The sequence below is a fragment of the Flagellimonas eckloniae genome (assembly GCF_001413955.1).
GTDB lineage: Bacteria > Bacteroidota > Bacteroidia > Flavobacteriales > Flavobacteriaceae > Flagellimonas > Flagellimonas eckloniae.
On sequence record NZ_LCTZ01000002.1, the window covers coordinates 3,506,321 to 3,521,732 of the forward strand.

Sequence of the window (15,412 nt, forward strand, 5' to 3'; positions counted from 1 at the left end):
ATTTTATCGGCTAATGTACTAAAATTAATGTTTAAAATGTCGTGTCCCCGTCATTACCATTGACAGTCCATTTTCATTGCAATAATCTATGCTCAACTGATCTTTTATAGATCCTCCGGGTTGAATCACACTTTTTATTCCTGCTTTATCCGCTATCTCAACACAATCGGGGAATGGGAAGAAAGCATCACTAGCCATAACAGCACCTTCCAACTCAAAATTGAAGGAATTCGCTTTATGTATGGCTTGGTTTAGAGCATCAACTCTTGAGGTTTGACCTGTTCCACTAGCACAAAGTTGTTTATTCTTAGCCAAAACTATAGTGTTGCTCTTGGTGTGTTTGCACAATTTAGAGGCAAAAATTAAATCTTCGATTTCCTCCGAAGATGGTTTTTTATCTGTGACGGATTGTAACTCTTCAGCAGTATCCGTTTTAAAATCTTTGTCTTGGACTAAAACACCATTCAAGCATGTTCTAACCAAAGTTTCCGGAAGCGCAACTTCATTTTGGATAAGGATGATACGGTTCTTTTTGCCCTTCAACGTTTCCAAAGCTTCATCGGAATAGGATGGGGCAATTACCACTTCGCAGAACAGTTTGTGTATTTCCTCCGCGGTAGGTGCATCGATTTCAACGTTGGAAATCAAAATTCCACCAAAAGCAGAAACTGGGTCTCCGGCCAAGGCATCCACATAAGCTTGGTGTATAGTTTTACGCTGGGCCAAGCCACAAGCATTGTTGTGTTTTAGAATGGCAAAAGTGGGGGCGTCATTTTTAAACTCCCCCATAAGGTTTACAGCGGCATCTACATCTAAAAGGTTGTTGTATGAAAGCTCCTTACCATGTAATTTGGTAAACATGGCTTCAAAATCACCGAAGAAATACCCTTTTTGATGCGGATTTTCACCATAGCGAAGCACTTTTCCATTTTGCTCACTGATTTTAAGCGCAGTTTCTTCACCATTTGCATTGAAATAGTTGAAAATGGCCGAATCGTAATGCGAGGAAATATTAAAAGCTTTAGAGGCAAACCGCTTTCGGTCTTCAATTGTGGTTGAGCCATTGCCTTCGGAAATCACATTAAGAAAATCTTCGTAATCTTCCATTGATGAAACGCAAAGCACATCTTTGAAGTTTTTGGCTGCAGCTCGTATCAACGAGATGCCACCAATATCTATTTTTTCAATAATATCTTGTTCAGAGGCTCCACTTGCCACAGTTTTTTCAAAAGGATATAGATCCACAATAACGATGTCCAATTGCGGAATTTCAAATTCTTCCATTTGGGCAACATCACTATCATTGTCCTGACGGTTAAGAATTCCACCAAAAACCTTCGGATGAAGTGTTTTTACCCGCCCTCCTAATATTGAAGGATAGCTGGTTACATCTTCAACGGGAACAACATTGATGCCTAAATCACGAATAAATTTCTCCGTGCCCCCGGTTGAGTATAAGGTTACGCCAAGTTCATCCAATTTCTTTACAATAGGTTCCAATCCGTCCTTGTGGAAAACGGAAATAAGTGCTGCGGCAGCTTTTTTGGTGGTGCTCATTTTGTGTCTTAAAAATCAATTTATTAAGCACACAAAAGTAATTTTTTTGAACCTAAAAAATGAGTTGGGTTATCAACAATATGGCACTAGTTTTAAAGAATTTGTGATACTTCTTGGTTTACAAATTCCAAAAAACGTTCGTCTTCTTCTGTAAATGGGTCCGGGGTGTTGGAATCAATATCAATTTGACCGATGTTCTCGCCATTTTTAAATAGGGGAACCACGATTTCAGACTTCACGGTAATACTGCAGGCTATGTAATTATCCTGGGCGGCAACATCAGGTACAACAAAGTTTTCATTGCTTAGGGCGACCTGTCCGCAGATACCTTTCCCAAAGGGAATAATCGTGTGGTCGGTGGGCTCGCCAACATAAGGTCCTAATTTCAGCTCCTCTTTATCCCCATTTTTAAAATAAAAACCGACCCAATCATAATATTCCACAGAATCGCTAAGCAGTTTGCAAAGCTCGGTTAGACGATTTTCGACACTTTCCACGTTATTAGATAGAATGGTGGTTACCTTTGGTTTTAGAGATGCGAGCATTGAATTGTTTTTGCAAATGTATTTGAAAAGGACTTTTTAGTCTATGCAAAAAAGGAAAAATTACAACATCTATAGCCTAAAATTTCGTTAAGGAATCATCTTGAAATTAAGACAAATACAAATAAATTGTAATTTTGTAGCGTGAAAGAGATTTTTCGCAATATCGGTTCTATCTTCTTGGCACTTATGGTGTTACTATCTACGGCTTCGTGGACGGTAGATAAGCATTTGTGTATGGGAAGAGTAATGGATGTTTCGTTCTTTGCCCATGCCGATGACTGTGGCATGGAAGAGGCTATGAAGGCCATGGGGACGGATGCTGGTGAAAACCACTGCTGTGATGATGAATCTTTCACGTTGAAAGGGCAAGATGATTTAAAGCTTTCTTGGTACGATTTGGATTTGGAGCACCAAACCTTTTTGGTGGTCTTTACCCATTCTTATCTTGATTTGTTTGTGCCCGTTGAGGAACTACCTGTTCCCCACGAAAAATATCCACCTCCCATTTTGGTCAGGGACATTCATGTGCTGGACCAAGTCTTCTTGATTTGATGTATTGAATTTTGATGATTTACCCGTTTCGCGTGATTCGGGAACAGATTGTTATTTCAAAAATTACAATACATACAATGAAACAGATTTTAATTATATTTTTTTGGCTTCCCATGCTACTGACCGCTCAAGATAAAATTGAAGGGATGGTTATGGAGGCCAATGCAGAAAACAAACATATTGGACTAGCTGGAGCCAATGTGTACTGGTTAAATTCCCAAATAGGGACGATTACCAAAGAAAATGGAACCTTTAGTATCCCGTATTCCAAAGATTACAACAAGCTTGTGATAAGTTTTGTGGGGTTCAAGACAGATACATTGACCATCAACGAACCCAAAATGGTGCATCATTGGCTGGTGCCTTCCAATCAATTGGATGAAGTTGTGGTAGAAAAAGAACGTGATGCCGTACAAAAGACCTTTTTCTCTACCCAAAATGTGGTTACCGTAAATAGCGCGGAACTTTTGAAGGCTGCATGCTGTAACCTGTCGGAAAGTTTTGAAACCAACCCGGCGATTGACGTTAATTTTAATGATGCTCTTACGGGTACTAAACAAATTCAGATGCTAGGGCTTACCAGTCCTTATTTGTTGATTACCCAAGAGAATATCCCAATGGTACGCGGGGCTTCGCAAACCTATGGTTTGACCTTTACACCTGGAACATGGGTGGAAAGCATTCAAATTACCAAAGGAGCTGGAAGCGTGGTAAATGGCTATGAAAGTATTTCAGGGCAGATCAATACCGAATTGCAAAAGCCATTGACTGATACTCCGGTCTTTGTGAACGGATATGCGAACCTGAATGGTAGGCTGGAACTGAATACCCATCTCAACACAAAGCTGTCGGACAAATGGAGCACGGGATTGTATTTGCACGGTAACCGGAGAGATGTTGAAGTGGACAATAATGATGATGGGTTTTTGGACAATCCTTTAGCCAATCAGATTAATATTATGAGTCGTTGGCAATATCAAAATGCAGAAAAAGGATGGGTAAGCTTTTTCAATCTACGCTATTTGAACGATGAAAAGCAGATTGGTCAAACCGATTTTAAACCGGATACGGACAGATTCACCACAAACGCTTGGGGTAGTGAAATTGATACACAGCGGTTTGATGGTTCTGTGAAATTAGGGTATGTTTTTCCGGAACTACCCTATCAAAGTTTTGGTTTTCAGACGTCATACAGCAGCCATAAACAAGATTCGTATTATGGTTTCAATATTTATAATATTGACCATGAGAGCATTTATACCAATCTAATTTTCAACTCCATTATTGGAAATACCAAAAGCAAGTTCAAAACAGGTTTGACCTTCGCATACGATGGATACAATGAATTGGTAAACAGCCAAGAGTTTAATCGAACTGACACATCCGCCGGAGCGTTTTTTGAATACAGCTATACCAATTTGGAAAAGTTGAGTTTTACTGCAGGTCTTCGACTGGATACGCATAATCGATTGGGGACATTTTTTACGCCAAGATTTCATATCCGTTACACACCTTGGGAAAAAGGAAGCTTACGAGGGTCTTTTGGTATTGGAAGAAGAGCAGCCAATATTTTTGCGGAGAACCAACGTCTGTTTGCATCCTCAAGAACCCTTCAGCTGCAGGGCAATGGAGGAGAGATTTATGGTTTCGACCCTGAAAAAGCGGTAAATTATGGTATCAGCTTTATTCAGGGATTTTCATTATTTGAAAGACCTGGAAATTTTTCCGTTGATTTCTACCGAACTGATTTCGATAATCAAATTGTGGTAGATTGGGAAAATCCAGATCAGGTGGTTTTCTCCAATTTAGATGGAAAAAGTTATGCAAACAGTTTACAGGCTGAATTGAATCATGAAGTACTGCCCAATGTAGAATTGCGGACGGCCTATAAATTCTATGATGTGAAAACGGACTATCAAACTGGGCTTTTGCAGAAACCCCTGCAAGCCAGACACAGGTATTTTGCAAACGTTGGTTACAACACAACACCAACTGAAAATGGGTCGCAATGGCGCTTTGATTACACCTTACATGCCCTTGGGGAGCAGCGATTGCCCAACACTTCTTCAAATCCTGTTAATTTTCAATTAGGAGATTTTGCTGAAGGTTATAGTTTAATGAATGCACAAGTAACGAAAGTCTTTTCCAAGAAGTTTGAAGTCTATGTGGGTGGGGAGAATTTGACTGATTTTAGACAAGATAATCCGGTTTTAGGATCAAATGACCCTTTTGGAACAAACTTTGACACTACCATTGTATATGCCCCAATTTTTGGACGGATGGTATATGCAGGGTTTCGATTTAAATCCTAATAAATTAAAAATAGAAAAAGATGAAAAATAGCGTTTTAATAGCAATTTGCTTACTGGTTTCAACCATTGGTTTTGCACAAGAAAAGAACAAAAAAATGGCATTTGAGGTAGACGGCAAATGTGAAATGTGTAAAATGCGTATTGAAAAAGCTGCATTGGGTGTTCCCGGAGTTAAATACGCACTTTGGGATATTCCTTCACACCAATTGTCGTTAGTGGTTGATGAAAGAAAGACAGATCCCATGAAAATTAAGACAGCCTTAGTTGCCGCGGGACATGATACCAAGGAGTTGAAGGCTACCCAAGAAGCCTATGATGACATTCATCCGTGTTGCAAATACCGCGAAGACAATACTGACGATAGCGAAAAGCATTAAATAAGGAAATGAAGCATACATATACTGTTACTGGAATGACCTGTGAAGGGTGCGTGGCATCTGTGCAGGAAAAACTTTCGGGATTAGATGGTGTCACGGATGTTAGTGTGGATTTAGAAACTTCTACCGCTAACATTACGATGGAGCGACACATTTCATTAGAAGAGTTTAGTGCTGTGTTACCCAATAAATATGGAATTCAAGAAAGCCAAAGTGAGGTTGTATCCACTGTGGGGGAAATGATGGGAGAAAAATCCAAATGGGCGCAATTGCGCCCATTGTTTTTGATTTTTGCTTATCTATTCGCTGCATCAATTTTATTGAACTATAAAAATTGGAATACAGCGGAAGCGATGTTGGACTTTATGGGGCTTTTCTATATTGTTTTTAGCTTTTTTAAGTTTTTGGACTTAAAAGGTTTCCCTGAGAGTTTTAGAATGTACGACCCTTTGGCAAAGGCAATTCCTATGTATGGTTGGATATACCCCTTTCTGGAATTGGGATTAGGCCTACTATTCTTAATGCGAGTTCAAGTAACGGCAGCCTTGATATTAACCGTAGTTATTTTAGGAGTCACCACAATTGGTGTAACCAAAACTCTGCTCGATAAAAAGAACATAAGGTGCGCATGTCTTGGAACTGCTCTAAAGTTACCTATGACCGAGGCGACCTTTATTGAAAATGCCATTATGTTGGTCATGGCGTTTTGGATGTTAATAGAAAGCGGGTTAGTTTAAAGATATTTCCTGTGTATGGGAGAGGAGCGAGCCATCTTCTCCAATGCCTTCTATGAACAAAGTGATTGCTGGTAGTTTGTCATCTGGTATTGTTAATGTGGCTTCCCCTTTTTTGTTTGTTAATAGTTGAGGTTCCCAATGCACAATGCCAAAGTCAGTAAAATTCTGATCTATGGAAGATGTATATTTCGGTCTGTAGAACTCTTTGGGTTTGGTAAAGCTATTCTTGACCAATTTTTCTGCAAAACGGGATGAACTTAGTTTTAGCGAAGTGCCTTCTTTTCTGTAAATGCGGATTGCACCCCCAGAAGCATTAATATCTGCGGCCATTCCATCTGTTTCAAAATAGACTTCGTCAATCTGGTTTAAAGGAATATTGAGTAATTGGGTAGAATCTAGAACAGGGATATCATTCTCGTAAATTCTGACAGGCCCTAGGACAAAAGGTTTTATATTGGTGATTAAAACCTCTCCGCGCCCCCTAGGATTAACAATTACTCTGAACCCATTTCGAGCAATCAAATCTGTAAGCAGCGGGCTCCTTCTTAATTCCTTCTCATCAATCTTGACTCCTCTGAATGATGAATCTATTAAAGGTGATTTTCTAGTTAGTTTGTTTTCGATTTTTTCTTCTGTCAGGATAACTTCATCCAGTTTGATAAGGTCTTTGGGTTTGATTAGATTAATACCTTCAGTAACTTTCCACTGCTCAATTGTAGTTCGTGCATGAAGGTGATTTGTAATAAGAAATAAAGGAATAGAATCACTTTTATAATCTAGACCTTGAAAATCGATATTTAATTTTGGTCTTCTTAATCCACCACTTTTCTTTTTTATTGAAAACTTCATCTTGTCCCCATTTTCCAAAAGTAGATTTGTTAGGGTGAAATTTATAGAATCTTTTAGTTCCAAGAAAAACATGGAGTTTATGCTATTTTGGATTAAGGCAAGTGCTTCCCCGTTTCTCATTTTAGTGTCTATCCGCCCAATAGCGCTTATGCCAAACTCAAATGGATACTTGATTTCTGGAGTTTTATTAAAAATGGAATCCCATTTATATCTACTCCAGCCCTGTGTCAATAGAATAAGATCTAGTTCATATTCTTTGGTTCGATTGATTTTTGAAAAATACCTAGATGAGTTTTCTATGGGCAACTGTAAATATGGTGTCAAAAGAAAGTTGGACACAATATTGGTGTCAGTATTATTTACAACTGTTGACTTTGGAAGTACGGACACACTTAAGGACATTGATGTGTTTTTTTTTGAAAAAGTGTTGACTTTAATGGAAACGGAATCATTGCTTGTTCCCGGATACGGCTTTACACTGGCAGAAGCTATGTTGGCATTTTTATAATTGAAAGTGAGGCGTTCAGAGATAGGGATTAGTTCACTGTCGAAAAGAGTAATGATATTCATGCCTGGCAATAATTTCTTTTTATCAATTTTTATGGTCCTTGAGACACTGTCTAGATTGAAGGAATTCAATGTCATAATACCATCACGATGGACTGCAATATGGAATGGGTTATTCAAGATGTCCTTCAAGGTTTCATTGTTTGTCCTTATAGAGATGACCAGTTTATCCTCCAAAATATTATTAATGGCCATCGCTATTCCTTTTTCCTTTGATTTGGGAATAAGCTTCTCTATTGTTTTTTTGTTATCGAGCGTTATTTTTACTTTATATGATTCATTGGGGTTGGCATCTAATTTAAACTTACCAACACCATATTCGTTAGTATAGAAGGATGTCACTACGTTACCTTGTCCATTTAGAATATCTCCTTTGACCGGTACTCCTCTGCCATTTTCATCAATAAGCCGAATCCCTATCATGTTCTCTACATTGGATATAATATGACCTCCTTCCGGAAGTATTTGAAGATCATGATTCGACGAGGTTATTGACCTGGGTGAAAGCGGTTTGTTAATAATGGTAATACTTTGGAAAAAGGGAAGGTCCTCATCAAAATTCTTCATCCATTTTGTGCCTGCTTTTATAAAATAGATTCCTGAACTTAAGGTTGAATCTACCTTGAAATTACCCTGTCCAACACCATCTTTTAGTAGAAAAAGCTCTTTTCTTATTTGTTTTCCATTTTTGTCATATAGACCGCAATATAGATTGGCAGTTTCCAAAGATGGAGAGTTGGTTTTTTTGTTATAGGCGTAAGCTGTCCACCAGATTTCTTCTCCAACAAAATAAGTGGTTTTGTTAAGATGTAGATGGATTGCTTCCCTAAAATGACTGAAATAGTTTTTATAATCTTTTGGGAGTTGCTTTTTATTGGCTTCTTGACCGAAACTGGAAAAGAGGCCTAAAAGACATAATGTGGATAATATAAGACGGTTAAAAGACTTCATTTTGTTTTCTTTAAGATACGAAAAAACCAAATTTGCTCTTTTAAATCTGATAATATTATAACGATTTTAACATAATAAATAAAATACTGATGACAAGTGTATTATGTATTTTAAAAGATGATGGTTATACTACTTTTTAAATTGTTCAATAAAAAAGCCGCTCTTAACTTAAGAGCGGCTTTTTAATATTTGTTGGTTCTCCAAGGGAGACTACATCATACCTGGCATTCCTCCACCACCCATTGGAGGCATGGCTGGAGCATCTTCTTTAATGTCTGTTAACGCACATTCTGTGGTTAAAATCATTCCAGAAACGGAAGCGGCATTTTCCAAAGCAACACGAGTTACTTTAGTTGGATCTATGATACCTGCCTTCATCATTTCAACATATTTATCGGATTTGGCATCAAAACCAAAATCTCCTTTACCTTCCATAACTTTGGCAACAACAACCGAACCTTCGCCACCTGCGTTTTCAACTATGGTGCGTAGTGGAGCTTCAATAGCTCTGGCAACGATTTGTAATCCAGTTTCTTCGTCTGCATTAAGAGCATCAACTTTAGAAAGAACAGATTTTGCTCTTACCAATGCAACACCACCACCTGCAACAATACCTTCTTCAACAGCAGCTCTTGTAGCATGTAATGCATCATCAACACGGTCTTTCTTTTCTTTCATTTCAACCTCAGAGGCAGCACCGACATAAAGCACCGCAACACCTCCAGCCAATTTGGCTAAACGCTCTTGTAGTTTTTCTTTGTCGTAATCTGAAGTAGTTGTTTCTATCTGTGCTTTAATTTGGTTAACACGAGCTTTAATATTTTTAGCAACACCCCCACCATTAACAATTGTAGTATTGTCTTTGTCGATTGTTACTCTTTCCGTTGTACCCAACATATCTATTGTTGCAGTTTCTAAAGAGAATCCTCTTTCTTCTGAGATAACGGTACCATTGGTCAAAATAGCAATATCTTCCAACATGGCTTTTCTTCTATCTCCAAAACCTGGAGCTTTTACCGCTGCAATTTTTAATGAACCTCTTAATTTGTTCACCACCAAAGTAGCCAAAGCTTCACCGTCAACATCTTCAGCAATGATCAATAAAGGTTTTCCAGATTGTGCAACTGGCTCCAATACAGGAAGCAAATCCTTCATTGAAGATATTTTCTTGTCGAACAATAGGATATAAGGATTGTCCAAGTCAGCGATCATTTTTTCAGAATCGGTTACGAAGTAAGGAGAAAGGTAACCTCTGTCAAACTGCATTCCTTCTACAACATCAACATAGGTATCTGTTCCTTTTGCTTCTTCTACAGTGATAACGCCTTCTTTTCCAACTTTTCCAAAAGCTTGAGCAATCAAATCACCGATTGTTCCATCGTTGTTTGCAGAAATAGCGGCTACTTGCTTAATTTTTTCTGAAGAATCTCCAACTTTTTTGGATTGCTTTGAAAGGTTTTCAACGATAGACTCTACAGCCTTGTCAATACCTCTTTTCAAATCCATTGGGTTGGCACCTGCCGCAACATTTTTAAGACCTTCTTTTACGATTGCCTGAGCAAGAACGGTTGCAGTTGTTGTTCCGTCACCAGCCAAATCGTTGGTTTTTGAAGCAACTTCCTTTACCATTTGGGCGCCCATGTTTTCAAGGGCGTTCTCCAATTCAATTTCTTTTGCAACAGTAACACCATCTTTGGTTACTTGCGGAGCACCAAATGATTTACTAATGATAACATTCCTTCCCTTAGGACCTAAGGTTACTTTTACTGCATTGGCCAAGGCATCTACACCTTTTTTTAGGCCATCACGCGCATCTATATCGAACTTAATATCTTTTGCCATTTTCTTTAGTTGATTTTTTATTAAACAATTGCTAAAATGTCACTTTCACGCATCATCAAATAGTCAGAGCCATCCAATTTTAATTCTGTGCCGGCATACTTACCGTAAAGAACGGTATCACCAACTTTTACGGTGATTGCCTCATCTTTGGTTCCTGGGCCTACAGCTACTACTTTTCCTTTTTGTGGTTTTTCTTTTGCAGTATCTGGAATTATGATACCGGAAGCCGTTTTTGTCTCAGCCTCAACAGGTTCGATAAGAACTCTGTCCGCTAATGGTTTGATGTTAACTTTAGCCATATTATTAATTTTTAGGTGTTTGTTTTAAAAATTCTGGAAACTTTGGACAGAAATTATGCCATTACAAAAAAACTGACATTATTAGAAAACAAAAATGCCAGCTTGTCATTCAAGCTGGCATTTTGTAATTGTTTTGTCATTACTATTAATTAATAGTGTCTGCTGGGTTGCTATTGTCAGTAGCTGGAACTTGCTCTGGAACTTGTTCCGGCACCGTTTCAGGAACTGTGGTCTCAATATCGTCGCCTTGTAATAATTTAGAATCTGCTTGACTGTAACTTCCTTTAAGGGAAACATTGGAAAGCAGTATCAAAACAATCAACAAAGTGGCAAGGGTCCAGGTACTTTTATCTAAAAAATCCCCTGTTTTCTTTACTCCACCAACAACTTGATTTCCACCTCCTCCAAAAGAGGATGACAATCCGCCTCCTTTAGGATTTTGGACCATAATGACCAAAACCAATAAAAGGCACACCACTATAATTAATATTAAAAAAATTGCAAACGTACTCATGTTCTATATCTTATTCGTTTTCCTTCTGAAGCTTCTTCACCGCCCGAATTTGGTCTGCAAAGAAACCATTTTTTTCTGGATATTTCAAACTCAATATTTTGAAGGCCTGAATGGCTTTTTTATACTTTTTTTGTTCCAGGTAAACTTTGGCCAAAGTTTCTGTCATCAGTTCATTTTTGTCCATTTTAGTGGACTCTTTTATATTGACTTTTGACTTTAATCCTTCATTGGGTACTATTTTGGGCTTATTTTCAATGAACTTGTCCAACAAGTCGAATTTTTTCTTTTTATCCAGCTCATCCGTCAAAACGTTTTCAGAATCTCCAGAAGTGTTTTTTGATGCCAATTGCAGCCATTCTGTAAAAGAATGCTTCTCTTTTTTAGTGAAAGGAATTGGCTTACCCAAATCCAATTCGGTTTCTGGAGTAGACTCTTGGGGAACCACTGTTTTTGTGTCCGTTTCTGTTTTTTTTGATTTGAAAAGGGCAGGATTCAATATCTGTTCGGCATCCTGAATGTTTTGGGGAAGCGCCACTTCTTCAGATTCCACTAAAATGGTTTCAATAGTTGAATTGGGTTCGATTTCTTCGGAAACAGCTTTTTTATCCTCAAGTTTTGGAGCTCTTCCCGCAAGAGTGTCCGCTATATTGTTTTGGACAAACTCTTGTGAAGTAATATAATCGAACAATACATCTCTATCCGCAGTATGGGCCGCGGTTACTTTTAATGCATTATTGTATTTGTAGCTATCAAGATTCTTTAGCCCTTTTAAATGCAGTGCCCTTGCTGCTTGAAAATAGGGGTATTCTTCAATTATATCTTCCAGTTCCCGTGTTTGTTTTGGGGAGAGGATGGTATTTGATTTTTGAAGAATATGTATAAAATCCGATACGTTCATAGTTGCTACCAATTACCTAATGACGCATTAAAAATGTCTTGTGTGATACGATCAAAAATTTCTTCGTGTGCAGCACTTTGAATAGAGGTTAATGAGGCTGTGGCATCAAAATCAAAAAAGAAAGAAAAACGTTGTTCAAAATCTACATCCTCTTTTGTTTTATTGTAAAACCGTACATTAACACTCATTGTAAGCCTGTTTTGTGCTGTAAGCTGGTCTGCCGTAGCTGTCATGGGTGTCACTCTATATTCCACAATCTCTCCTTCATATAAAAGGTCTCCATTGCTTCCTGTAAGCGATAGACTTGTCAAATTATTAATTAAATCTTGCAGCGCCAAGGTGAAATCCCTATCTAAACTGGGCACAATTGTGGAACCTGGGCTTTGATCCGCGTAATTCTGGAAGAAATTTACCTGAAAGCTTTGGGCTGTTCCGATATCTGCACCAGAAAAGTTATACACCCCGCAGCCAGACAAACTGAGAATAAAGCTAAAGAGTCCTATTTTTAAAAAGTATTTTTTCATTGCTTTTCTCGCTAAATTCCTATAAATCGTATTGTTTTATTTTTCTGTACAAAGTTCGTTCCGAAATCCCTAATTCTGAGGCTGCCGCTTTTCGTTTCCCCCTATTGCGTTCCAAGGATTTTTTAATCAACTCAATTTCTTTTTCCTGTAAAGATAAAGTTTCTTCTTCTTCAATTTCTTCGGCAAAATGATAGCGGTCTTCCTGTGGTTGTGTAATCGTTGTCGTACTTTCCACAACAGGTTCCGGTAAGTGCAAGACTTCTGCTATATTGCTTTTTTGTTGCGGAATTTCTTCCTCCTTTTCCCCATAGATTTTACGTATCAGTGTCTCATTTTCTTCTTGTACTTTTTCAGAATCATTATTCTTCAAAAGTTCCATGGTAAGTTTTTTAAGATCGTTTAGATCTCCTTTCATATCAAACAAAACCTTGTAAAGAATTTCCCTTTCATTACTAAAATCACTTTCTTTTTTGCCTTGGTCTACCACCGCTGGCAGGTTGGTATTACTGGAATTTGGCAAATAGCCGTTCAAGGTAATTGCGGAAATAGACCTATTTTCTTCCAAAACTGAGATTTGTTCCGCAATGTTTCGCAACTGCCTGATATTTCCTGGCCATCTATATTTTAATAACAATTGTACGGCTTGTTCTTCCAAACGAATTGTGGGCATTTTATATTTCTGCCCAAAATCCGAAGCAAATTTTCTAAAAAGCAAATGAATATCTCCTTGACGCTCACGTAAGGGTGGAATGGAGATTTCCACAGTGCTCAATCTATAGTAAAGGTCTTCCCTAAACTTTTCTTTTTTAATGGCCTCAAACATGTTGATGTTGGTAGCGGCCACAATACGGACATCTGTTTTTTGTACTTGTGAGGATCCTACTTTTAAAAACTCTCCATTTTCCAAAACCCGGAGTAATCTTACTTGGGTGGTAAGGGGCAATTCTCCAACTTCGTCCAAGAAAATGGTTCCACCGTCGGCTACCTCAAAATATCCATTTCTAGTTTGCGTAGCCCCTGTAAAGGCGCCTTTTTCATGCCCAAAAAGCTCACTGTCAATAGTGCCTTCAGGAATGGCTCCACAGTTTACGGCAATATATTTTGCGTGTTTGCGATGGGATAGCGAATGTATTATTTTTGGAATAGCTTCTTTACCAACACCACTTTCACCGGTTACCAAAACTGAAATATCAGTTGGGGAAACCTGTATAGCTTTCTCTATGGAACGATTCAGTTTTATATCATTGCCTATAAGCTCAAAGCGTTGTTTTATGGATTGAACGTTTTCCATATTTCTTAGTTGTTCTTTGAATATCCAATGGCTTCACCAATTAAGGTTGCAGAGGTACATTCATTTATTTTTACATTGACAAAATCACCTATTTTATAATTTTCCTTTGGAAAAACTACAACGGTATTTTGCGAATTTCTACCTTTCCAATGCGCATCAGATTTTTTAGAAGGCCCTTCTATTAAAACCTCCTGCGTTTTATTCAAATGTAGTTGGGTTCGGTACAAACTATGTTGCTGTTGGAGATCTATAATTTCCGTAAGCCTTCTCTTTTTGGTTTCTTCGGGAATGTCATCCTCCAATTTTCTCGCCGCCATTGTTCCCGGGCGTTCAGAGTAAGCAAACATAAATCCAAAATCGTACTTTACATATTCCATTAAGCTCAAGGTGTCTTTATGATCTTCCTCGGTTTCAGTAGGGAATCCGGTTATCATATCTTGACTAATGGCACAATCTGGGATGATTTTTTTGATATTATTGATCAATTCAAAATACTCTTCTCTTGTGTGAAGTCGATTCATCGCTTTTAAAATACGATTGCTCCCACTTTGGACAGGTAAATGAATGTAATTGCAGATGTTTTCATACTTGGCCATAGCTTCAATAACGTCCAAGGTCATATCCTGTGGATTGGAAGTAGAAAACCGAATCCGCATTTTGGGTTGTGCCTTGGCGGTCAATTCCAACAATCTGGCAAAATTTACCGAGGCTGCTTTTTGTATTTCCGAAGCTTTTTCAAAGTCTTTCTTTAAACCACCACCATACCACAGATAGCTATCCACGTTTTGACCCAACAAGGTAATTTCCTTAAATCCTTTTTCCCAAAGATCATTTACTTCTTCTAATATGGATTGGGGATCGCGACTACGTTCACGTCCTCTGGTAAAAGGCACCACGCAAAAAGTACACATATTGTCGCATCCCCTTGTGATGGATACAAATGCACTTACTCCATTGGAATTTAGTCTAACCGGGGCAATATCACCATAAGTTTCATCTTTGGAAAGAATTACGTTTACCGCATTTCTACCTTCATCAATTTCTTGGATGAGGTTAGGGAGGTCTTTGTAGGCATCTGGCCCAACGACCATATCCACAATTTTTTCCTCTTCAAGAAATTTGCTCTTTAAGCGTTCTGCCATGCAACCTAGTACACCGACCTTCATCCCTGGATTGGTTTTCTTAACGGCATTGAATTTCTCCAAGCGTTTTCTAACCGTTAGTTCAGCCTTTTCTCTGATGGAGCAGGTATTGACCAAGACTAAATCAGCTTCTTCAAGTTTCTGAGTGGTATTAAAACCCTCTTTGGCCAGAATTGATGCTACAATCTCACTATCTGAAAAATTCATTTGACAACCGTAACTTTCTATATAAAGCTTTCGGCCGTTCGAATCGTTTTTCTCCAAAGCCAAGGTAGTACCCTGTTGGCTTTCGTCTATAATTTTCTCTATACCTTCGCTTTTGATCATTTCTTTACAATGGTCTGCAAAGATAGTGCATATTCCATTTTAGTGACAATTTGGCAGTACGTTTTAATACTATATTTAGATAATATTCTGTTATTGTACGCTCCAATTTAAATTATAACCACCGAATT

Annotated in this window: 14 protein-coding genes; 4 read left to right on the forward strand and 10 right to left on the reverse strand. The window is 38.2% G+C overall.

The features are described 5' to 3' along the window. Positions 1–24: 24 nt before the first annotated feature. Entirely contained in the window at positions 25–1,557 is a 1,533-nt protein-coding gene (gene purH, locus AAY42_RS15140; RefSeq protein ID WP_055396725.1) for a bifunctional phosphoribosylaminoimidazolecarboxamide formyltransferase/IMP cyclohydrolase, read from the reverse strand. Between the two features lie 92 nt (positions 1,558–1,649). Beyond that, entirely contained in the window at positions 1,650–2,102 is a 453-nt protein-coding gene (locus AAY42_RS15145; protein ID WP_055396727.1) for a GAF domain-containing protein, read from the reverse strand. A gap of 141 nt (positions 2,103–2,243) precedes the next feature. Here AAY42_RS15145 and AAY42_RS15150 point away from each other — a divergent pair, with 141 nt between their 5' ends. The 4 genes from AAY42_RS15150 (at position 2,244) to AAY42_RS15165 (ending at position 6,080) form a co-directional block, all read left to right on the forward strand. Beyond that, entirely contained in the window at positions 2,244–2,654 is a 411-nt protein-coding gene (locus tag AAY42_RS15150) for an HYC_CC_PP family protein (RefSeq protein WP_245625627.1), read from the forward strand. Between the two features lie 77 nt (positions 2,655–2,731). Next, positions 2,732–4,966: a TonB-dependent receptor gene (locus AAY42_RS15155; RefSeq protein ID WP_055397972.1), complete on the forward strand. Its 2,235-nt coding sequence runs from the start codon at positions 2,732–2,734 to the stop codon at positions 4,964–4,966. Between the two features lie 20 nt (positions 4,967–4,986). After that, complete coding sequence (locus AAY42_RS15160; RefSeq protein ID WP_055396729.1) at positions 4,987–5,343, forward strand: heavy-metal-associated domain-containing protein; 357 nt, start codon at positions 4,987–4,989, stop codon at positions 5,341–5,343. Positions 5,344–5,351: 8 nt separating this feature from the next. Beyond that, positions 5,352–6,080, forward strand: coding sequence for a heavy-metal-associated domain-containing protein (locus AAY42_RS15165; RefSeq protein WP_055396731.1), 729 nt, complete (start codon positions 5,352–5,354; stop codon positions 6,078–6,080). Here the strand turns inward: AAY42_RS15165 and AAY42_RS15170 are convergent. From AAY42_RS15170 to miaB, 8 genes are all read right to left on the reverse strand, one after another. Next, positions 6,072–8,447 (reverse strand): hypothetical protein, encoded by a 2,376-nt coding sequence (locus tag AAY42_RS15170; RefSeq protein WP_055396733.1) that lies wholly within the window; start codon positions 8,445–8,447, stop codon positions 6,072–6,074. The genes AAY42_RS15165 and AAY42_RS15170 overlap by 9 nt on opposite strands. Before the next feature lie 210 nt (positions 8,448–8,657). Next, positions 8,658–10,289 (reverse strand): chaperonin GroEL, encoded by a 1,632-nt coding sequence (groL, locus tag AAY42_RS15175; protein WP_055396735.1) that lies wholly within the window; start codon positions 10,287–10,289, stop codon positions 8,658–8,660. A gap of 20 nt (positions 10,290–10,309) precedes the next feature. Next, positions 10,310–10,588, reverse strand: a complete 279-nt coding sequence (locus tag AAY42_RS15180) for a co-chaperone GroES (RefSeq protein ID WP_055396737.1) — start codon at positions 10,586–10,588, stop codon at positions 10,310–10,312. A 145-nt stretch (positions 10,589–10,733) separates the two neighbouring features. Beyond that, entirely contained in the window at positions 10,734–11,102 is a 369-nt protein-coding gene (gene secG, locus AAY42_RS15185; RefSeq protein ID WP_055396740.1) for a preprotein translocase subunit SecG, read from the reverse strand. Between the two features lie 10 nt (positions 11,103–11,112). Then, positions 11,113–12,000, reverse strand: a complete 888-nt coding sequence (locus tag AAY42_RS15190; RefSeq protein WP_055396742.1) for a hypothetical protein — start codon at positions 11,998–12,000, stop codon at positions 11,113–11,115. 5 nt (positions 12,001–12,005) lie between these two features. Beyond that, on the reverse strand, positions 12,006–12,524 hold the full coding sequence (locus AAY42_RS15195; RefSeq protein ID WP_055396744.1) for an LptE family protein: 519 nt from the start codon (positions 12,522–12,524) through the stop codon (positions 12,006–12,008). A gap of 19 nt (positions 12,525–12,543) precedes the next feature. Next, positions 12,544–13,815: a sigma 54-interacting transcriptional regulator gene (locus tag AAY42_RS15200; protein ID WP_055396746.1), complete on the reverse strand. Its 1,272-nt coding sequence runs from the start codon at positions 13,813–13,815 to the stop codon at positions 12,544–12,546. 5 nt (positions 13,816–13,820) lie between these two features. After that, positions 13,821–15,284, reverse strand: a complete 1,464-nt coding sequence (miaB, locus tag AAY42_RS15205; protein WP_245625628.1) for a tRNA (N6-isopentenyl adenosine(37)-C2)-methylthiotransferase MiaB — start codon at positions 15,282–15,284, stop codon at positions 13,821–13,823. Positions 15,285–15,412: the final 128 nt, after the last annotated feature.